A 20811-nucleotide genomic window follows, 5' to 3' on the forward strand; every position below is an offset into this window, starting at 1 on the left:
AAAGTTTTTTCAATTATTTCTTATAGGTCATCTATGAATATTCATGAGTATCAAGGTAAGGAACTATTAAGAAAGTTCGGTGTTAATGTACCTCGCGGTATTCCGGCTTTTACAGTAGAGGAGGCTGTCAAGGCAGCTGAGGAGCTTGGCGGTCCGGTTTGGGTTGTAAAAGCACAGATTCATGCCGGCGGTCGTGGTAAGGGCGGCGGTGTAAAATTAGCTAAATCAGTGGATGAGGTGCGTCAACTTGCTTCCGAAATCCTCGGTATGCAGTTAGTTACTCATCAAACCGGCCCTGAGGGTCGCAAGGTGAAGCGTCTGCTTATCGAAGAGGGTGCTGATATCAAAAAGGAGTATTACCTAGGTATCGTCACTGACCGTGGTACTCAGAAAAATGCGGTCATGGCTTCTAGCGAAGGTGGTATGGACATTGAAGAAGTAGCGGCCAAAACCCCTGAAAAGCTACTTAAGGTGTTTGTGGATCCTGCCACTGGTTTGACGGCAGAGGATGCTGAGAAATTAGCACGCGGTATTGGTGTGCCTGAAGCCTCGATTGCAGAAGCAGTGGATCAGTTCCAAAAACTGTACCAAGCATATTGTGAGACTGACGCTTCTTTGGCCGAGATTAACCCGCTTATCCTAACGGGTGACGGTCATATTCGTGCCTTGGATGCGAAGTTTAACTTTGACTCGAATGCTTTATTCCGTCAGCCTGAGATTGTGGCTTATCGTGACCTAGACGAAGAGGATCCAGCTGAGATTGAAGCCAGCAAGTTCGATTTAGCCTATATTCAATTAGACGGTAATATTGGTTGTTTGGTAAATGGTGCTGGTCTAGCGATGGCGACCATGGATACCATTAAGCTCTTTGGTGGTGAGCCTGCTAACTTCCTCGACGTTGGCGGTGGCGCAACCGCTGAAAAAGTGACCGAAGCCTTTAAAATCATGTTAAAAAATGACGATGTTAAAGCCATTCTAGTGAATATCTTTGGTGGTATTATGCGTTGTGATGTGATTGCTGAAGGGGTGGTTGCTGCCTGCCGTGCGGTTAACTTAAATGTGCCTTTAGTAGTGCGCATGAAGGGTACCAACGAGGGGTTAGGTAAGCAAATTCTTGCTGATTCTGGTTTGCCAATTATTAGTGCTGATACCATGGCTGAAGCCGCAACCAAGGTTGTAGAAGCCGCCAAATAAGATAGAGGATTACAAATGTCAATTTTAATTAATAAAGATACTAAGGTGATCACTCAAGGGATTACCGGTAAGACGGGTCAATATCACACTCGCCATAGCCGTGAGTATGCTAATGGTCGTGAGGCCTATGTCGCTGGTGTGAACCCTAAGCGCGTGGGCGAAGATTTTGAGGGTATCCCTATTTTTGGTACGGTAAAAGATGCTAAGGCTGAAACCGGTGCCACTGTCTCCGTGATTTATGTACCACCTGCGGGCGCAGCAGCTGCGATTATAGAGGCGGTTGAGGCTGAGCTAGACTTAGTGATTTGTATTACCGAGGGTATTCCTGTGCGTGATATGTTGGAAGTTCGCAATAAAATGCGTGCTTTAAACAGCAAAACGCTGTTATTAGGTCCTAACTGCCCGGGCTTAATTGTTCCTGAGGAGTTGAAAATCGGTATTATGCCTGCGCATATTCATCGCAAAGGTCGCATTGGCGTGGTGAGCCGTTCCGGTACCTTAACCTATGAAGCAGTGGCTCAGTTAACTGAGCTTGGTCTAGGCCAGTCCGCTGCCGTTGGTATTGGTGGTGACCCGATCAATGGTCTAAAGCATATTGACGTATTAAAAATGTTCAATGATGACCCTGAGACTGATGCGGTTGTGATGATCGGTGAAATCGGTGGTCCGGATGAAGTTGAAGCCGCACGTTGGGCAAAAGACAATATGACTAAGCCTATTGTTGGCTTTATTGCTGGTGTGACTGCACCTGCAGGTAAGCGTATGGGTCACGCCGGTGCCTTAATTTCTGGTGGTGATGATACAGCCGATGCGAAATTAGCAGTGATGGAAGAGTGCGGTATTAAAACCACGCGCAACCCGTCTGAAATGGGTAAATTATTGAAATCGATTCTTTAATTTAGTCCTATCAGCTATGTTAACCCTAGTCGCTTAGTCGCTGACTAGGGTTTTTTTATGACGATTTACTGCTTTAATAAGGGCAAGCAACAGCTGCATACGTTATAATTTTCGCTCCTTTCCACGATTAATCGGATCACAGTTCATGTTCGAATTTATTCAAATGATTCACTGGGGTGCAGTGTTTCAAATTGTCTTAATTGATATTTTACTCGGTGGCGATAATGCCATTATCATTGCTTTAGCTTGTCGTAATCTCGATAAGCATCAGCGTATTAGAGGTATTCTGTGGGGTACGGCAGGCGCCATTTTCCTGAGAGTGATACTGATTTTCTTTGCCATGTCCTTATTGCTGATCCCTTATTTAAAAATTGTCGGTGCGTTGTTACTGTTATGGATTGGGATTAAGCTATTGATACCTCATGAGGAGCATCACGAGGTTAAGGCCAGTGCTAGTGTGTGGGGCGCGGTACGTACAATTTTGGTTGCGGATTTAGTGATGAGTTTTGATAATGTCATTGCGATTGCCGGTGCGGCACAAAACACAGCCGATCATCATCAGATGTTTTATGTGATTTTCGGTTTGTTGGTGAGTGTGCCAATTATTATTTGGGGTAGCTCTTTAGTGCTTAAACTCATCGACCGTTTCCCTTGGGTCGTGGTCTTCGGTGCTGCCTTGCTTGGCTGGATTGCCGGTGGTCTCGTGGTGGGTGATGTTGCTACGAAGAACTTCTTCTTTGAGGGTGAGACAGCACCTGCGGTAGTGAAATATAGCGCCGAGCTGATTGGTGCCTTATTGGTGGTGGGTATTGGTTTATTGTGGGCTCGTATGAGCAAAAAACCTAAGCAAGACGCTTAAAAACTCTCCTTAGCTTGTTAACTAACCATCATGTGTGTGGCTTTGCTATGATTAAAGTCTGACCATGATGGTTAGTTGTTTTTAGTTAATGCATTTTATTGAGATTACATTGAAGTTACCTGAAAAAATCGTCATTGCTACCCGTGCCAGTCGTTTAGCTCTATGGCAAGCAGAATTTGTTCAACACGCCCTGCAAACTCAATACCCTGGTTTAGTGGTTGAATTGCTTAAGTTGACTACCAAGGGTGATCAGATTATTGACCGTAGCTTATCTAAAATCGGTGGTAAGGGTCTTTTTGTTAAGGAATTGGAAAGCGCATTGTTGGATGGTCGTGCCGATTTGGCTGTGCATTCACTAAAGGATGTGCCAATGGCATTGTACGAGGAGTTTGCACTGAGTACGATTTTAAAGCGTGCTGATCCGCGTGATGCCTTTGTTTCCAATCGCTATGAAACCTTAGACGATTTACCTGAGGGGGCGGTGCTGGGCACCTCCAGCTTACGTCGTGAGGCACAGATTCGTGCCCTTTACCCTCATTTAGTGGTGCAGCCTTTGCGTGGCAATCTAGATACCCGTTTAGGCAAATTAGATGCGGGTGATTACGATGCCATTATTTTAGCGGCTTCCGGTTTAGAGCGTTTAGGCTTAGCAGAGCGGATTCGCTCCTATTTGACCGTGGATCAAAGCCTACCCGCTGCTGGTCAAGGGGCTTTAGGGATTGAGATCTTAGCCAGTCGTGATGATTTGCGTGAGCTCTTAGCCTTTTTAGCGTGTGCAGAGTCCACCGCCACGGCAACGGCCGAACGTGCTATTTCTCAGGCCTTGGGGGGTTCTTGTCAGGTGCCGATCGCTGCGCATGCGGTAGTAGAGGATAATCAACTGTACTTACGGGCCATGGTCGCCTTACCTGATGGTACTGCCTCTTTGACAACAGAAATTCGTGGTGATTTAGCCGATGCTCAGCAATTGGGTGATAGAGCGGCCGAGGATTTATTAGCAAAGGGCGGTCGTCGTTTGTTGGATGAGGCTTTAAAACAGAGTGCAGCACGCAGTTTTTAAGCGCTGAGTTCATGTCCTTTGATTTAGTCATTAATACCCGACCTGCTCACAAGAGTCGCGAGTTAGAGGCATTACTGGGGGATTTTAAGCAGTTAAATTTACCGGCCCTTAGCTTAGTGCCGCTTGACTTCCAACTGCCTGCGACTTGGCAGGCGAATGATTTTATCTTTTTTGTGAGTCAATTTGCGGTAGATTGTTTTTTTTCATACTTACAGCAGCATGCCATCGGGTGGCCTCCGCATTTATATGCGGCGGCAGTAGGGCAGGTGTCGGCAGTTGCATTACTAGCGCACGGCCTAGCGCCGCAGAGGGTGTTAGTCGCACCTCAAGGTGAGGCGGATTCGGAGTCTTTTTTGGATTGGTTCGAGGCCCATTATCAAGTGCCGAAGCGGGTGATGATTGTGCGCGCTGAGCATGGTCGGGATTGGCTTTATCAGCAATTACAACAGCGCCACGTTGAGACTAGTTTTTTAGCCGTTTATAAGCGAACCGCTGCGGTTTGGAGCGAGCAAGCAAAGCAACCTTTGTTGGATTTGCTAAGCACTAAGCCTGAGGCCCGTGTTTGTTGGTTGATGACGAGTCGTGATAGCGTGGATGCGGTCGTTGCTCAATGGCAACAAGAGCCGCTGCTAGCGCAGTATGCTTGGCAACATGATTTTCTGTTTTTTCATGCCCGGATTGCTGATCATTTGCAGCATAAAAAAATGCAACTCGCCCCAGCGCAAAAGACGCCCTTACGGGTGCATTTCTGCCAAGCTGATAATGTGAGCATTGTTGCGGCGCTTAAGCGTTTAAGCGCCAAAGGATCCTATGTTGAATAAGCCAAGCGTCGATCACTTCGTCCTGTTAGATGATATGGAAAGCGAAAGCGCACTCCTGTTGAGTGATTTTGCGACGCATTGCAGTTTTGATGCAGCTCAGTTGGCAGATGTAGACCAAAGCTTGCAAGTGCTTTGGGATCAGGGTTTATATACTTTTTTCTATATTCCTTATGAGTTCGGGGTGGCGCTACTTAATCAAGCTTCGGCGCCTGCAAGTGCTCAACAGCTACATATTTTCTGCTTTAGAAAAAAGGAGCAGCTAAGTCGTAGTGCCCGCCAGCAGCTGTTAGCGCAGTACGCTGATACGTCGGCAGGGATTGCTGAGCCAAGATTAGCCATCGATGCAGAGACCTTTGCTCAAAAAATTGCAGCCATTCATGCGAGCATCGAACGTGGTGAGGTGTATCAAATAAACTTCACCAGTCGTTTAGACTTTAAAAGCTATGGCCATCCCATCACGCTTTATCGCCGCTTGTGTGAGCAACAGCGGGTCCCCTATGGCGCATTGGCTCATTTACCATTAGCGGAACAGCCGTGGCTATTAAGTTTTTCGCCAGAGCTATTTCTAGATATTCAGGCCAGTGGTGTGGTGCGGGCTAAGCCAATGAAAGGAACGGCGCCTATCTTGAATGATGCGCATGATGAAGCGCGTGCCCTTGCTTTAAAAAACGATCTTAAAAATCGTGCTGAAAATCTGATGATCGTCGATTTATTACGTAACGATCTGGGGCGCATTGCGAAGCTTGGTAGTGTAAAGGTGCCTGCTTTGTTTGAGGTTGACCGCTTTGGTGCGGTGTGGCAAATGACGAGTACGGTGGAAGCGCAGATGCCAGCTGATATAAGCTTTTCCCACTTGCTTAAAGCTGCATTTCCTTGCGGCTCCATCACCGGTGCGCCTAAACATATGAGCATGCAATTGATTGAGGCGCTTGAACAAAGGCCGCGCGGGATTTATACCGGGAGCATTGGCCTACTTGAAGCCAATCCAGAGGCTAGCAAGGCAGCAGGCGAGTTGTCCTTTTACGGTCAACTCAATGTGATGATACGTAGTTTCCATCTGCAGGAGGCGGATGGGTATTATCAAGGTGCCATGGGAGTCGGTTCGGGGATTGTGATCGATAGTCAGGCAGCCACAGAATACGATGAATTATATTGGAAAATGCGTTTTTTACTCGGTTTAAGGCCGGAGTTCTGTATTTTTGAAACCATGCGCTGGGAAGCCGGGGCTTGTCAGCTGCTAGCGCGTCATAAAAAACGCTTGTTAAGCTCGGCCAAGGCCTTGAATTATCCTCTGGATGCACAGTCGTTGGAGCAAGCCTTGAGCTATTTTTATAAGCAATTACCTAAGCAAGGTAGCTATCGACTGAAATTGCGTCTATGTCCTATTCAACAACGAGCCGTGGAGCAGAATACATGGATTTATGCGCTAGATAATGACTTTTATTTAGAGGCAAGTCTTTTTAGCTTGGAGGCGCTTGAGTCTCAGCAGTGCGTTTTAGTGACTAAGCAATCCATTGTTAGCGGGAATTATTTGAGTCGTCATAAAAGTGATCAACGAAGTGTGTATGATGCGGTATTAAAACAGGCGTTGGCACATCAGGCCTTTGATGCTCTGATGTTTGATAAGCAGTTGAATCTGCTTGAAGGTGCTCGTAGTAATGTGTTTTTAAAAATCAATGGCCAATGGCATACGCCGACAGCGAAGCTACCGATATTGAACGGTGTAATGCGTCAAGAGATATTAGCGCAACCTATGCACTATTTGGGCGTGGATCATGTGGTTGAAGGCAGGCTTCAGTATGAGGAGGTGATGCAGGCCGATGAGATAGTTTTAACTAATGCTTTGCGGGGCGTATTGCCGGTCAATCGTTTAATCATTTAAGCTTTATCAATTTTGCGCTCAGTAAATCGTGATAAATTGCATTAAAGCTTAATCCAAGCCTGTGATTGGTATAGAATCAAAAAGATAGTAAAATCTTAAATCACATGTGAACTGGTCTTCACTGACTTATTTCACGATAAAAATATTATTCCTATATTTAGGGTAACAACTCATTCATCAGAAGGAAGTGCACTATGGCAAAAAGTCGTAATCCCAATCATCAGGGCGGAGATAGCCCCGAAGAGATTCATCAAACTGCTGATGCAGACATTCTAGCTACTGATGAGCAAGTTGATGATCAGCCAGCAGTATCCACGGTGACAGAGGCAGATAGCTCACAGAGCGCTGAGCCAACGGCAAGCCCAAGCAAGAAAAAGGGAAGTAATGCTGTGTGGTACGGTGTGGCGGGTGTGTTAGTCGCTGCTGCCGTTGCTGGCGTGTATTACTCCAATCAGAGTGAGGTTAAGGGTTTAACACCGGGTACGGTGAATCAGGCCACACCGGATGCGAGTTCGATTCAAGAGGTGCCGGCAGATCCTCAAGGCTTAGAGCGCAGTGATCCGCCCTTAAGTGCTGACGAAGTACCTGAGCCAAGTGCTTCAGAATCATTTAACACCGAGATGGGTGAGGAGGAGTCAAAGGCTAACTTTATGGGTGCCCAGGCAACTGCACCAGCGCCTGCTGAAGCGACGGCGTCTGGCGCAGCGGCCGCTGAAAACTCTGCAGATGATGTAGCTAGTGCGGCCGATGTGGTGGCCCACCAAAGCGGAGATCAGCCGAGCACTGAGTCAGCTGAGACCACGCAGGATGAGTCTGTAGCGACGGCCGATAAGCAAGCAGCTGCAGACGAGAGCACCGCAGTTGTGCCTGGTGAGCAGGGACCAGTGGTTAGCCCGGAGGTAGGTATTGGTGCCTTTGAACAAGAGGAACTGGCCAAGGGTGAGATGGATACCCAGGATATGACCGCAACGGACGAACCGAATGCTACGCAGACATCGGCGGCTGAGGCGCAAGCGCAAGTAAACGCGGCGGAAGCTGAAGCAGAGGATACGGCCTCAACAGCGGAGGACGCAAGCACCACTAATTCTTCAACAGAGCCAGCGTCAGAGCCTGCAGCAACAGAGCCAAGCACTGAGGCACCCGCTGATACATTGCCACCCCCAGCAAGTGATGAAGCTAGCAGCAGGCCAGCCGCTGAACATGCGACTTCTGATAGCGACAAGGCTGCCGCTGAGCCGATGGCCGATTCTGGTAACGATAAGGCTGCTACTGAGCAGATGGCCGATCCTACTGTTTTAGCCCAATTAGAGCGTGAATATGAATTACTTAATGTGCGTCAGCAACAGGAAATTCATCGCCTCCAAGAGGAATTGGCGGGTATGCAACAACATTTGCAAGTACAAAATACCAGTGCTGAGATTTTATTGTTGAATGACGTTTCTCGCCTAATGCAATCGGCAGAAAATGAATTGCGTTTTAATGGCAATGTGCCTAATGCAGTCTCAATTTTGACGGTAGCTCAGCGCTTAGCGGCGGAATCTAAAAATAAAATGTTAGAGGGTTTAGTGGGTGCCATCGGTGCAGATATCGTGGCCTTAAAATCTAATGAATCCGCTACCGTTGATGATATGTTTAAGCAGGTGCAACAAGTCGCCAGTCTGATTGATGCAGCACCATTAAATACGCCTGATTATGCGTCTCAGAGCCGATTGATGCTGCCTACTGCTAAAGCTTCTGAAGCGGCAGCGGTTGAAACATCAACTGAGACGAGCGAAACGACGGCGCTGGATGCGGATGCCAAGTGGTACGATCGTGCCTGGTCTCAGACTAAGAGCTATGCTTCTAAAGCCTATGGAGCGGTTGCCAGTGATTTAGGTGACTTGGTGCGAGTAGAAAAGCTTTCCGAGCCAGACTCTGGTTTATTGTCGGTAGAGCAAGCGGGTATTCTGCGTAATAATTTAAAAATGCAGCTTAGCTTTGCCCAGCAGGGGCTGATGAGTAGACAGCAAGGTGTGTGGCAAACCTCATTGATGACGGTGGAGCAAGCCTTGGATCAGTATTTCCGTGCCGATGCAGCTGAAACCCAACAAGCAAAAATGCTATTAACTGAATTAAAAAAGGCCTCAGTGCAACCATCTATGCCAGATATTTCACATAGCCGCCGCGCCTTATCAGAAACTTATGAACAGCTTCGTGTTCAGCGTTCTTTCCAGGAGTAACAATGAAAACAGTCATTAAATTACTCTTATTAATTGCGATTGCCGTGTTTGCAGCAGTTAGCCTGCAAGACACCAGCGGTTATGTCAGTCTAGTGATTAACGATGAGCGCCGTACGGTGAGTTTAATTGTCGGTGTACTGATTTTAGTACTGGCATTTTTTGTGGCTTATCTTATCCTACGCCTTATTTCACATCTATTGAATGCGCCGAAGCGCTTTGATGAGTGGCGTGAAAAGCGTCGTACACGTCGTGATTTAGGTCTACTGGAGCGCGGCTGGATGGGTTGGCTTGAAGGTCGTGTGGATGTGGCCGAAAAGGATTTTAATAAATTACATAGCAAAACGCATAGTGAGCAGCGTCAGGTCTTAGCCAGTTTGGCGGCCGCTAAAGCCGCTCATCAGGTTAATGATGAGTTAAAACGGGATGAGATGTTGGCATTAAGCTTGGAAAAGGCCGTCAGTTATCCTGAACTTTATGATGCAGCAGCCACGGTGAAGGCTGAAATCTTATTAGATCAGCGCAAAAGCGATGAGGCGATTCAGATTCTAGAAAAACTTAATGAAGCGCATCCTAATCAGATCCATATTCGTAAACTGTTGCTACGTGCCTATAAGCAAGCGGGTCGTTTGCGTGAAGTGATCAAAGAAGCGCGTTATCTTCTTAAAAAGAAGAAAATCGATGTAAATTATGCTGAGAATCTGATTGAAACCTCGGCCAATACCATCATTGCTTCACCCTCTGAGATGCTGTGGGAGTCAGTCTATGAGCAACTCAGTAGCGAGGAACAAAGTAGTCCTGCGATTGCGATTTCTGCTTCACGCCGTTATGCCGATAGAAATGACTATAAGCAAGTGATGAAGGTATTAGAAAAGGCTTACGAGACTGAGTATAACCCATTGATTCTTGATGAGTATTTATCAGTCGAAGCCAAAGAATACCAAGCCCAACGCTTGTCTAAGGTACAAAAGTGGTTGGAGAATGATCCAGAAAACCCAGACTTATTGCGGGCAGCAGGTCATTTATGCCTATTAGAGCAATTATGGGGACAAGCCGAGCGCTATCTGACTAAAAGCTTGGCCAAAAAGGCTGATCCGCGTACCCATGCCTTATTAGGTACCTTATATGATCGTCTGTCTAAACCTGAAGAGGCGCTTAAGCATTGGCGTCAAGGTTCTTCTGCGGTGATTGTGTTGCCGGGTTCTGCTGCTTTACCTTCGGCAGACACCACGAACGATCCTTTGAATCCACCGGATATGAAGAACTTAGATGGACCGGACGATCATTTTATTTCATCACGGTCAAAACTGCAGACTATTAATAAAGATGAGATGCCAGAGGATAAAGCCTAAGCACGGCATCGCCTAATATATTCATTTTTTTATGTTTAATTTTAATTTGAGGTGAATTATGAGTTTAGTAAATGTGCCTGCTGGCAGCAAGACGCCTGAAGAATTCAATGTGGTAATTGAAATTCCGATGAACTCTGATCCGATTAAGTACGAAATCTGTGAGGAAACCGGTGCGCTGTTAGTGGATCGCATTATGCTTGCAGCAATGCATTATCCTTTGAACTACGGTTATATACCGCAAACCTTATCTTTAGACGGTGACCCGGTTGATGTATTGGTTAAAACCCCGTATCCAATTCAAGCTGGTGCGGTAATTAAATGCCGTACCATCGGTGTCTTAGAAATGGAAGACGAAGCCGGTGTAGATGCTAAGCTAATCGCTGTGCCTGTAGACAAGCTTTATCCGGTTTATGCCTCCATTCAGTCGATTGAGGATTTACCAGAGCTTGAGCGTGCTCAGATTAAGCATTTCTTTGAGCACTATAAAGATTTAGAAAAGGGCAAATGGGTTAAAGTGACCGGTTGGAACACGGCTGAGGTTGCCAAAAAGGAAATCACTGCCAGTGTAGAGCGCTTTAATGCTAAATAAGCCATAGTAAGCATTAGCGAGCTTATTAAATTGCAAAAGCCACATCCATTGGATGTGGCTTTTACTTTTGCTCTTAAGCTAGAGGACCTGTGGCATGTGTTAGTTAAAAGAGTAGGTTGAGACTTGCGCCTCAACCTATGCATTTACACTATGACTTTAAGGCATCTAACACAGCCTGCATGGTGTCCTTAGCATCGCCAAAGCACATGAAGCTATTTTCTTTAAAGAAGAGCGGGTTTTGTACACCAGCATAACCAGTATTCATTGAACGCTTCAAGATGACGACGTTTTCTGCTTCCCATACATGGAGCACCGGCATACCAGCAATTGGGCTATTAGGATCCGTTTGTGCGGCAGGGTTGACTGTATCATTGGCACCGATCACTAGGACAACATCGGTATCAGCGAAGTCGTCATTAATTTCGTCCATCTCTAGCACGATATCGTAAGGCACCTTGGCCTCAGCTAATAACACATTCATATGACCCGGTAAGCGACCAGCGACGGGGTGAATCCCGAAGCGTACATTAACCCCCTGAGCACGCAAGGTATCAGTGATTTGCGCTACTGGATACTGTGCTTGAGCGACAGCCATACCGTATCCGGGCGTGATAATGACGGATTTAGAGCCTTTAAGCAATTCAGCGACTTCCGTAGCGCTTAACTCACGATACTCACCGTCTTCTTCGCCAGCGGCGGCAGCCGTACCATCGGTACCAAAACCACCGGCAATCACGGAGATAAAGGAGCGATTCATGCCCTTACACATAATGTAAGAAAGAATGGCACCGGAAGAACCCACTAAGGCACCGGTAACAATCAAGAGATCATTGCCTAGCATAAAACCGGCAGCAGCGGCAGCCCAACCGGAGTAGGAGTTAAGCATCGAAATCACCACCGGCATATCGGCACCCCCAATCGAAGCAACTAAGTGCCAACCGAAGGCCAAGGCGATAAGGGTCATCACAATCAGTGCAAAGGTCGAGCCGTCAGCCTTGATAAATGCCACTAAAAGAAGGAATGACACAATCAGGGCGGCCAGGTTCAGCTTGTGCTTATGCGGTAGGGATAATGGCTTACTGCTAAGCTTACCGTTTAGCTTACCGAATGCCACAATGGAACCGGTAAAAGTCACGGCACCGATAAAGATACCTAAAAATACCTCCACTAGGTGGATATTGTGCATCTCAGGCGATACGGCGGCACGATCCATGTAGCTGTTAAAGCCGACAAAGACAGCGGCTAAGCCCACAAAGCTGTGAAGCATTGCAATCAGCTCAGGCATCTCAGTCATTTCAACACGTTTGGCGCGGTAAATACCGATCGCTGCACCCAGTAGCATGGCGATCAGAATCCAAGCAATGCCATGCGTCTGCTCACTGAAAATCGTAGTGACGAGAGCAATCGTCATACCGGCCATACCGAAGATATTGCCACGACGGGCAGTCTCTTGGTTAGATAGACCGGCCAAGCTTAAGATGAAAAATAATGCTGCAATAATATAAGCAGCGGTTACTAATCCTGCTGACATAATCTATTCCTTAGCCTTTACGAAACATATTAAGCATCCGTCGGGTCACATAGAAGCCCCCGAAGATATTGATGCTGACGAGGAAAACGGAGATAAAGGCCAAGAAACTGGCAAATCCGTTAATATTGGACATCTGAATCACCGCACCCACAATAATAATGCCGGAAATGGCATTGGTGACGGACATCAGTGGCGTATGCAATGCATGGGTGACATTCCAAACGACATAGTAACCAACTACGCAGCTGAGCATAAAGACGGTTAAGTGATTGAGAAACTCTTGTGGTGCATAGTGGCTTGCCCATAGGTAAATCAATACACCAATCACCGGTAAGGCGAGTTTTTGCCATAAAGGCTTAGGCGCTTTTTCAGGCTTGGTGGCTGGGGCAGCCGCTGGAGCAGCTTGCTGTTGTGGTGCTGCCGAAACCTGAATCGGTGGCGGTGGGAACATAAGCTCACCTGCATGGGTGACGGTCATATTACGAATAATCACATCATCAAAATCAAGCACCGCTTGACCGTCTTTGGCTGGGGTAATGAGCTTAGATAGGTTAACTAAGTTGGTAGAGTAGAGCTGTGATGACTGACCGGCTAAGCGATTAGGCAAGTCGGTGTAACCAATCACAGTGACATTATTGTCCGTTACAATGACTTCACCTGGCACCGTGTATTCACAGTTACCACCACCTAAAGCGGCTAAGTCCACGATCACAGAGCCCGGTTTCATGGAATCCACCATCTCCTTGGTGATGAGCTTAGGTGAAGGCTTACCGGGAATCGCAGCGGTGGTAATGATGATATCAACCACTTTTGCCTGTTCAGCAAAAAGCGCCATTTCGGCTTTGATAAATTCATCACTCATCACCTTGGCATAACCGTCACCGGAACCGCCGGACTCCTGAGGGAAGTCCAACTTAAGGAACTCACCGCCCATGGATTCAATCTGTTCGGCTACCTCAAGGCGTGTGTCGAAAGCCTTAACAATCGCACCGAGTGAGCCGGCCGCACCGATAGCCGCCAGACCGGCAACACCGGCACCGATCACCAATACTTGAGCAGGCGGTACCTTGCCGGCTGCGGTAATTTGACCCGTAAAGAAACGGCCAAAATGATGTGCTGCTTCAATCACGGCACGATAGCCGCTAATATTTGCCATGGAGGAGAGAACGTCCATTGACTGGGCACGTGAAATACGCGGCACCATATCTACCGCCATGGCGGTGATTTTTTTAGCGCGAAGTTTTTCCACTAGCTCAGGGTTTTGTGCAGGCTGCACAAAAGAGACTAGGATCGTCCCTTCATCCATCGCGTCAATTTCGGCGTCGCTAGGCGCATTGATTTTGTAAACGATGTCACTTTTAAATACATCGTCGCGACTGACTACGCTCGCACCGGCTTCGGTGTAGGCGGCGTCGTCAAACTTTGCAAGCTGACCGGCGCCACTTTCTACCGCTACGTCATAACCGAGCTTAATGAGTTGTGTCACAGTCGTCGGTGTGGCCGCTACACGGGTTTCACCGGCGAATTGCTCCTTAGGAATCCCTATTCTCATCAATTCATACCTCGTTAAGATTAAAAGAAATCAAATGGTAAACATAAAAACTATCTTTCCCCAATAAATGATCATACTATAGGATTGTGCTCTGATGAGAGCAGATGTAGCTTTAAGTTGCTTATTTTTGACTAAATGTAAATAGCCGATACGTGTTTAATCGGTCGCTTTATCAAGGCATAGTAGAGATGGTCGCTAAGCGCTTTCCTATGCCTTGATGGCGATTATTTAAATTAATCAAGCTGCGTTTTTTAAGCGTTTAATTAGAATTGGCACGAACATAAATAGGACAGCGATACTTAAGAGGATGATGGAGAGTGGGGTCTCTAAAAGTACCATTGGATTGCCTTGAGCTGCCGCTAAGGCCACGCGCAACTGATTTTCTGCCATTGGCCCTAAAATAAGACCGATTAAGAGTGGCGCAATTGGAAAGTCATAGACCCGCATGACGTAGCCCATTAGTCCAATAGCGACCATACAATACAAGTCAAACGTAGAGCCAGATACGCCCCAAATACCGATCATTGCAAAGATTAAAATGCCCGCATAGAGTTGCGGTTTGGGAATTAAAAGTAATTTTACCCACATGCCGATCAATGGTAGATTCAACACTAATAGCATGGCATTACCGATATAGAGGGAGGCAATTAACCCCCAAATTAACTCGGGATTGGAGCTAAATAAAAAGGGTCCAGGTTGAAGACCATAGTTTTGAAAGGCTGCAAGTAAAATCGCCGCCGTCGCTGAGGTCGGTAGACCTAAGGTCAACAAGGGCACGAGCACGCCGGCGGCGGAGGCGTTATTTGCTGCTTCTGGTCCCGCTACACCCTCGATGGCGCCGGTGGTACCGAATTCTTCCTTGTGGCGGCAGAGCTTTTTCTCTAGTGTATAGGAGAGCATTGTTGGAATCTCAGAGCCACCGCCCGGAATGGCACCCATGGGAAAGCCGATAAAGGTGCCTCGTAACCAGGGCTTCCAGGAACGTCGCCAATCCTCCGCACTCATCCAACGTTTACCCTTGTTGATGCCGGTAATTTCGTCCTTTTGTCGATGATAACGACTGGCCACATAAATCACTTCACCAACTGCAAAGAGTGATACCAACACCACCGTTAATTCCATACCATCAAGTAAAGAAGCAGCACCGAAGGTCATACGCGGCTGCCCGGTCATGTGGTCAATGCCAATTACGCCAAAGGCTAAACCGGTAAAGAGTGAAATAAAGCCTCGGACTCGTGAGGTACCCATCACCACTGAGACCGAGGTAAATGCCAAAATGGTGAGGGCAAAATAATCCGCTGGCTTCATAAAAAACGCCAGTTCAGCCACGGTCGGAGCGGCAAAGGTTAACATCATGGTCGCAAAGGTACCAGCCACAAAGGAACCGATGGCAGCAGTTGCTAAGGCAGCGGCAGCACGACCATGGCGAGCCATTTTATTACCCTCCAGCGCTGTCATCATCGAACCCGCTTCGCCCGGGGTATTGATGAGGATACTGGTGGTGGAACCGCCATACATGGCACCGTAGAAGACACCAGCAAACATAATAAAGGCCGATACAGGCCCCACGGAAATGGTCACTGGAAGGAGTAAGGCGATGGTGAGGGCAGGGCCGATGCCCGGTAAAATACCAATCGCAGTGCCTAACATCGAACCGACCAAAGCCCACACTAAGTTCATGGGTTGGAAGGCTACTCCAAAGCCTTGCAGCAGTAGATTAATCGTTTCCATCTAAACACCTATGAGGGGAAAGAACTCACCCAGCTGTAAACCTAGGTAACTAAAGAGTAGCCAACTTAAAGTGCCGAGTAGTAAACCACTGATGAGATCTAGTAGTAATTTGTGTGAGCCGAAAGCGCGTGCAATCAGTGTAAAGCTCAACATGGCGGTCAGTGGTAAACCGAGTAGGCTAATGGTTAGCGCTGGCATCAGGCAGCCCAAGCTTGCGGTCAGAAATGCGCGCTTATTCATGGGCGTGGCACCGGCGGCGTTTTCCGTGTCTTGCGCTTCGAATTTTTCACCGCGAGCAATTTGTATGGTTAATAAAATGCCCAGAATGACTAAGCCCAGTCCGGCCAGATTGACAAAAAGTCCAGGACCGATACCAGCGTATTGGGCGGTGCTGGACAAGCTACCAGCACTATACAGGCAGATTGCCCCTAAGATGATAACGGCGGCGCCAAGCCACCAAGGTTTGCTGTTGTTATCTTGCATAAGAGATAGCCTTTGATTTAATTAAAAAAGGCCGGTCGCTGATGAAGTCGCCGGCCCTATGCAGATGCTGATTATTTAATTAAACCGGTGTCTTTGAGGACGCCGTTGATACGCTCTTGCTCCGCTTTGATGAACTCACCGAACTCGTCTCCGGCCAAGAAAAACTGATCCCAACCTTGAGTTTTCATGGTTTCTTTCCAAGCCTCGCTATTGTTTAACTGCTCGAAGCGGCTAATCCATTGGCGGTAGTTTTCCTCCGGCATATTAGGTGCGCCTAAGAAGCCACGCCAGTTAGCTAACTCGATATCAAAACCTTGCTCTTTAAAGGTAGGCACATCAAGCCCCTCCATACGCTCGGCTGAGGTAATACCTAAAATCCTAACCCGACCCATGTCAGCGAATTGTTGGAACTCGGAAATACCCGAAATACCAGCAGCTAAGGTGCCGTTAACAATGCCAGTAATGGTTTCTGTGCCGCCGGCTTGCGGGATGTAATTAATCTTACCCGCATCGGCACCGCTCGCTTTAGCTAATAAGGCAAGTGCCACGTGATCAATGCCACCGGCTGAGCCACCGCCCACAGGCACTGAGCCTGGGTTTGCTTTGAGTGCAGCAGCAAACTGCTCAAGGTTTTGGTAAGGTGAGTCAGGGCGTACGGCAAGCACTAGGAACTCGGCCGTTAAACGGGCCATGGGCTTGAAATCCTCTAATTTAATTGGGGAGTTATTCATGGTGATCGAACCCACCGTGATGGCCCCGAAAACCGCTAGCTCGTCAGGCTTGCCATTGGCCTTGTTTTTGAATTCAGCTAAACCGATCGTGCCACCAGCCCCGCCGCGGTTCGTGTAGTTAACTGTGCCAGTGTAGATACCAGCTTTATTCATGGCGGCCATGGCTTGACGGCCGGTCCCATCCCAGCCACCACCGGGGTTGGCGGGTAGCATCACGCTAACTTGAGCGTGTGCGGTGGCAGCTACTAATAGGCTACTTATTAGCGTAGCTTTTATGACTTTAGTATGGATTTTCATGGGACCTCCTAAGGTAACAATGAAACGAGTTTGGGATTTTATTTAAGAATTCATTATTGCGGTTTTATTTTGCCAGTGCTGTGTTTGTGATGGCTTTAGGGATAAACCCCTGTTTGGGCAGTTGAGACGTGCTAAAACAGGGGTGAGGATTGATGCTGTGTATCAGTGAAGTCGCTGGGATGAGTTTTAGACTTTGATACTGTCAGGGTTGAGTAGGATGGCGCGATCAACCTGATCAAGTTGAGTGTGCCCACAAAACGCCATACTCACATCCAGCTCATTGGCGAGGATGTTTAAGGCTTTTTCTACCCCTGCTTGGCCAAAGGCCGCTAATCCATATAAAAAAGCGCGACCAATCATGACGCCATCGGCGCCTAGGGCTTTAGCTCTGAGAATGTCCTGGCCCTGATAAACACCGCCGTCCATATAGACTTCCATCTGACTTCCATGTTGCGCCAAGCTCTCCACAATAGGCTCCAAAGCTGAAATGGAAGAGGGAGCACCATCCAGTTGACGGCCACCATGATTGGATACCACAATGGCATCGCCCCCATGTTGATGCGCAAGTAGTGCATCTTCTTTGCACATAATGCCTTTTAGAATCAGTGGCCCGTCCCACACCTCTTTAATCCACGCAATATCATTCCAATTGAGTTGAGGATCGAATTGATCGGCAGTCCACGAAGCGAGCGATGAGGTATCGGCAACACCGCTGACATGGCCGACAATATTACCGAAACTGCGTCGTTTGGTTTTACTCATATGCCAACACCATTCGGGACGTCTTAGCAAGTCGAGTAAATTAAGCATGGTGGGTTTAGGTGGGGTACTTAAACCGTTTTTGATGTCTTTGTGACGCTGTCCCATTACTTGTAAATCAAGCGTCAGCACCAAGGCTGAACAACCCGCAGCCTTTGCGCGACCAATGAGCCGGCGCATAAAATCGCGGTCTTTCATCACATAGAGTTGGAACCAAAAGGGCTTTGTGGTGTTTTCAGCTACATCTTCAATGGAGCAAATGCTCATGGTTGATAGGGTAAAGGGTACACCAAATCGTTCGGCGGCTTTGGCGGCAAGAATTTCCCCATCCGCACGCTGCATTCCCGTCAGTCCGGTCGGGGCCAAGGCTAAGGGCATGGCATAGTCAGTGCCCAGTAATTTGCCTTTGATGCTGCGGTTACTTAAATCGCGAGCGACTTTCTGTAGAAATTTTAATTTTTGAAAATCGGCGACATTGGTACGATAGGTGCTCTCGGTAAATGAGCCGGTATCCATGTAGTCATAGAACATGCGGGGCACTTTGAATTTGGCCACTTTACGAAGATCGTCGATGCAGGTGATTTTATTGATATTGAACATAAGAATGGTTAATTACTTTTCAAATGGAAATTGTCACTTTAAGATTAAATTTAATACGCAGCAATGGCTTTGTCCAGAATAACTTGCTTTTTAATTTAAAATATCCTAGAATCAATGCTTCTCTAATAAGAGCAGTCGGGGCGTAGCGCAGTCTGGTAGCGCACTTGCATGGGGTGCAAGGGGTCGAAGGTTCGAATCCTTCCGTTCCGACCAATAAAATCAAGGGTTTACAGCATATCGCTAGTAAGCCCTTTTTTTGTTTTTATTTCATCAGGGGTACAGCAGAGAAAGCTTGTAGAACAATAAATGAATTTCATTGTCAATTTTATTGTTTCAGAAAACAAGAAAAGTTTTTGGGTATGGCTGTACCCCTCAATCAGAAAGCCTAGATCAAGGCTAGAGCATTCTATTCACCACTTTACGTTATTGCGATAATCTACTACCCAAGAGCAAGTTAAGAATGGTTGAGTATCTTCCAAGTCGTTGGGTGCCAATATCAAAATTACTCCACGTTTAGCAACTCATAATAAAGTTTAGAGTTTTAAAAGTAAATTTTTACTTGTTTGGTTCATATCTTATAGAGCGTAAGTGTGTAGAAAAACTTTCGTCAAAGATCACTCAAATCTTCAACCCTAGTTGGCCAAGTGATTTTGAGAAGTTCACAAATGCTTAAGCCATGATTTTAGGTTTTAGATGTTATTAATAAGAGACACCTACTACAGCAGTAATGGGGTCACTGGTAATCCTCCCACAAAACCATAGCAATTAGAAGTGGAATTTCTTATAAAGGAAATTCAATGAAAAGATCACGATATACCGACAGCCAAATCATGGCGATTCTTAAACAAGCTGAAACTGGTACGCCTGTACCAGAACTGTGCCGAGAGCATGGCATGAGCAGCGCTACTTTCTACAAGTGGCGTGCTAAATACGGTGGCATGGATGCCTTCATGATGTCTCGCCTTAAAGAGCTTGAAGCGGAGAATCAGCGCCTTAAAAAGATGTATCCGAAGAACGTCTAAAGGCTGAGATCGCTTGCGAGGCGATTGAAAAAAGTGGTAACGCCATCTCGACGCAAAGAGATGGCGCAACGCGCGGTCACGCAATTTAGAGCGAGTATACGAGTGGCATGCGAGGTATTTAGCATCAGCCAAAGCTGCTATTACTACCAGCCTAGACAAGCCGGTGAGAATGAGGTCATTGCTGACTGGTTGATTCGATTAACCACCGCTCAACGTAACTGGGGCTGTGGCCTATGTTTCCTGTATTTACGTAATATTAAGGGCTTTAAACGGAACCACAAACGAGTCTATCGAATCTACCGCGAGCTCGAGTTAAACTTGCGTATCAAACCTAAGAAACGAATTATATGTGAGCGTCCTGAGGCGCTCGGTGCAACCACTGCGATCAACCAAGTATGGTCAATGGATTTTATGCATGACCAACTGGCTGACGGTCGCTGCTTGCGTCTCTTTAACGTGATTGATGACTTTATTAACCGTGAGGGTTTGGGCATAGAGGTGGACTTCTCTTTGCCTGCAGAGCGAGTCACGAGGGTGTTAGATCAAATTATCGAGTGGCGAGGCAAGCCTGCGTGCTTACGGTGTGATAATAGACCGGAATACATTAGTAAAACACTCCTAGAGTGGGCAGCTAAGCGGCATATCACGTTGATTCACACTCAGCCCGGTAATCCACAACAAAACGCGTATGTCGAGCGTTATAATCGGACAGTACGTTATGACTGGCTGTAAAGACCCAGCACTTTCTGCTCACATTATGCCGCTAAAGCCTCTCTGACTTCAACGGGTGACTTCATGCCCAAGGNCTGGTGTGGGCGTTGATGGTTGTAAAACCCGATCCAGTCCGCTAACACTCGATTAGCATGTTGTATGTTCTCAAAACGCTGCCGATGTACACATTGCTCTTTGAGCGTACGAATAAAACGTTCAATCATTCCATTCTGTTGAGGGCAGTGTGGCATGATAAATTCCTGCTGTAACCCGTAGCTTCTAACTAAGGAGGTATAGTGCTTAGAAGTAAAGATTAAGCCGTTATCTGAGCGTAAAGTGAGGGGGCTTGTTACCCGTCCTAATGCCCCAAAACGATTAATTAACGCTTGCTCTAAAGCACTGCTTGCCATCTGCGCACGGCCATTNCGAGACAAGTGCCATCCGATGAGCTCTCGGTTATGGCAGTCAATCACGAGCGCTAAGCTCGCCCAACCATCACGACCTGTCCACACACGACAAAGGTC

The 20811-nt window shown here is 47.2% G+C and carries 16 protein-coding genes, 1 tRNA gene and 1 pseudogene; 11 read left to right on the forward strand and 7 right to left on the reverse strand.

Going from position 1 to position 20811, the window contains the following annotated elements:
* Window positions 1-33 precede the first annotated feature (33 nt).
* The 9 genes from sucC (at window position 34) to ppa (ending at window position 10870) form a co-directional block, all read left to right on the forward strand.
* Window positions 34-1194 carry an ADP-forming succinate--CoA ligase subunit beta gene (gene sucC / locus A3GA_RS0105335; protein WP_018026361.1) on the forward strand — a complete coding sequence of 387 codons (1161 nt, stop codon included), beginning with the start codon at window positions 34-36 and terminating at the stop codon, window positions 1192-1194.
* A gap of 15 nt (window positions 1195-1209) precedes the next feature.
* The gene (sucD, locus tag A3GA_RS0105340; protein WP_018026362.1) at window positions 1210-2091 is read left to right on the forward strand and encodes a succinate--CoA ligase subunit alpha; all 882 of its coding nucleotides are present in this window, start codon (window positions 1210-1212) and stop codon (window positions 2089-2091) included.
* Window positions 2092-2236: 145 nt separating this feature from the next.
* Window positions 2237-2950: a TerC family protein gene (locus tag A3GA_RS0105345; protein ID WP_018026363.1), complete on the forward strand. Its 714-nt coding sequence runs from the start codon at window positions 2237-2239 to the stop codon at window positions 2948-2950.
* A gap of 88 nt (window positions 2951-3038) precedes the next feature.
* Window positions 3039-4010 carry a hydroxymethylbilane synthase gene (hemC, locus tag A3GA_RS0105350; RefSeq protein ID WP_018026364.1) on the forward strand — a complete coding sequence of 324 codons (972 nt, stop codon included), beginning with the start codon at window positions 3039-3041 and terminating at the stop codon, window positions 4008-4010.
* Window positions 4011-4021: 11 nt separating this feature from the next.
* Window positions 4022-4831 carry a uroporphyrinogen-III synthase gene (locus A3GA_RS0105355; RefSeq protein WP_018026365.1) on the forward strand — a complete coding sequence of 270 codons (810 nt, stop codon included), beginning with the start codon at window positions 4022-4024 and terminating at the stop codon, window positions 4829-4831.
* Window positions 4821-6713 carry a bifunctional chorismate-binding protein/class IV aminotransferase gene (locus tag A3GA_RS0105360; RefSeq protein WP_018026366.1) on the forward strand — a complete coding sequence of 631 codons (1893 nt, stop codon included), beginning with the start codon at window positions 4821-4823 and terminating at the stop codon, window positions 6711-6713. Before A3GA_RS0105355 ends, A3GA_RS0105360 begins: the two co-directional genes overlap by 11 nt.
* Window positions 6714-6907: 194 nt before the next feature.
* Entirely contained in the window at window positions 6908-8932 is a 2025-nt protein-coding gene (locus A3GA_RS0105365) for a uroporphyrinogen-III C-methyltransferase (protein WP_018026367.1), read from the forward strand.
* Between the two features lie 2 nt (window positions 8933-8934).
* Window positions 8935-10281, forward strand: a complete 1347-nt coding sequence (locus tag A3GA_RS0105370; RefSeq protein WP_018026368.1) for a heme biosynthesis HemY N-terminal domain-containing protein — start codon at window positions 8935-8937, stop codon at window positions 10279-10281.
* Between the two features lie 58 nt (window positions 10282-10339).
* Window positions 10340-10870, forward strand: a complete 531-nt coding sequence (gene ppa / locus A3GA_RS0105375; protein WP_018026369.1) for an inorganic diphosphatase — start codon at window positions 10340-10342, stop codon at window positions 10868-10870.
* 148 nt (window positions 10871-11018) lie between these two features.
* On the opposite strand, the gene pntB is transcribed toward ppa, so the two are convergent.
* From pntB to A3GA_RS0105405, 6 genes are all read right to left on the reverse strand, one after another.
* Window positions 11019-12401, reverse strand: coding sequence for a Re/Si-specific NAD(P)(+) transhydrogenase subunit beta (gene pntB, locus A3GA_RS0105380; RefSeq protein WP_018026370.1), 1383 nt, complete (start codon window positions 12399-12401; stop codon window positions 11019-11021).
* A gap of 10 nt (window positions 12402-12411) precedes the next feature.
* Entirely contained in the window at window positions 12412-13953 is a 1542-nt protein-coding gene (locus tag A3GA_RS0105385) for a Re/Si-specific NAD(P)(+) transhydrogenase subunit alpha (RefSeq protein WP_018026371.1), read from the reverse strand.
* A gap of 237 nt (window positions 13954-14190) precedes the next feature.
* Window positions 14191-15684, reverse strand: coding sequence for a tripartite tricarboxylate transporter permease (locus A3GA_RS0105390; protein ID WP_018026372.1), 1494 nt, complete (start codon window positions 15682-15684; stop codon window positions 14191-14193).
* Entirely contained in the window at window positions 15685-16167 is a 483-nt protein-coding gene (locus A3GA_RS0105395; protein WP_018026373.1) for a tripartite tricarboxylate transporter TctB family protein, read from the reverse strand.
* A gap of 71 nt (window positions 16168-16238) precedes the next feature.
* Complete coding sequence (locus A3GA_RS0105400; RefSeq protein ID WP_018026374.1) at window positions 16239-17195, reverse strand: Bug family tripartite tricarboxylate transporter substrate binding protein; 957 nt, start codon at window positions 17193-17195, stop codon at window positions 16239-16241.
* Between the two features lie 186 nt (window positions 17196-17381).
* The gene (locus A3GA_RS0105405; RefSeq protein ID WP_018026375.1) at window positions 17382-18554 is read right to left on the reverse strand and encodes an alpha-hydroxy acid oxidase; all 1173 of its coding nucleotides are present in this window, start codon (window positions 18552-18554) and stop codon (window positions 17382-17384) included.
* Window positions 18555-18690: 136 nt separating this feature from the next.
* Here A3GA_RS0105405 and A3GA_RS0105410 point away from each other — a divergent pair.
* Both A3GA_RS0105410 and A3GA_RS0105420 read left to right on the forward strand, forming a co-directional pair.
* Window positions 18691-18767 (forward strand) — tRNA-Pro (locus tag A3GA_RS0105410).
* A 584-nt stretch (window positions 18768-19351) separates the two neighbouring features.
* Window positions 19352-20305: pseudogene (locus tag A3GA_RS0105420) on the forward strand (IS3 family transposase); the annotation flags it as partial.
* A 26-nt stretch (window positions 20306-20331) separates the two neighbouring features.
* Here A3GA_RS0105420 and A3GA_RS0105425 read toward each other — a convergent pair.
* A complete protein-coding gene (locus A3GA_RS0105425) occupies window positions 20332-20799 on the reverse strand; it encodes an integrase core domain-containing protein (RefSeq protein ID WP_155966279.1) in 468 nt (155 codons plus the stop codon).
* Between the last annotated feature and the right edge of the window lie 12 nt (window positions 20800-20811).

Origin of the sequence: Oligella urethralis DSM 7531 (genome assembly GCF_000372065.1) — a bacterium.
GTDB classification, from domain to species: Bacteria; Pseudomonadota; Gammaproteobacteria; order Burkholderiales; family Burkholderiaceae_B; genus Oligella; species Oligella urethralis.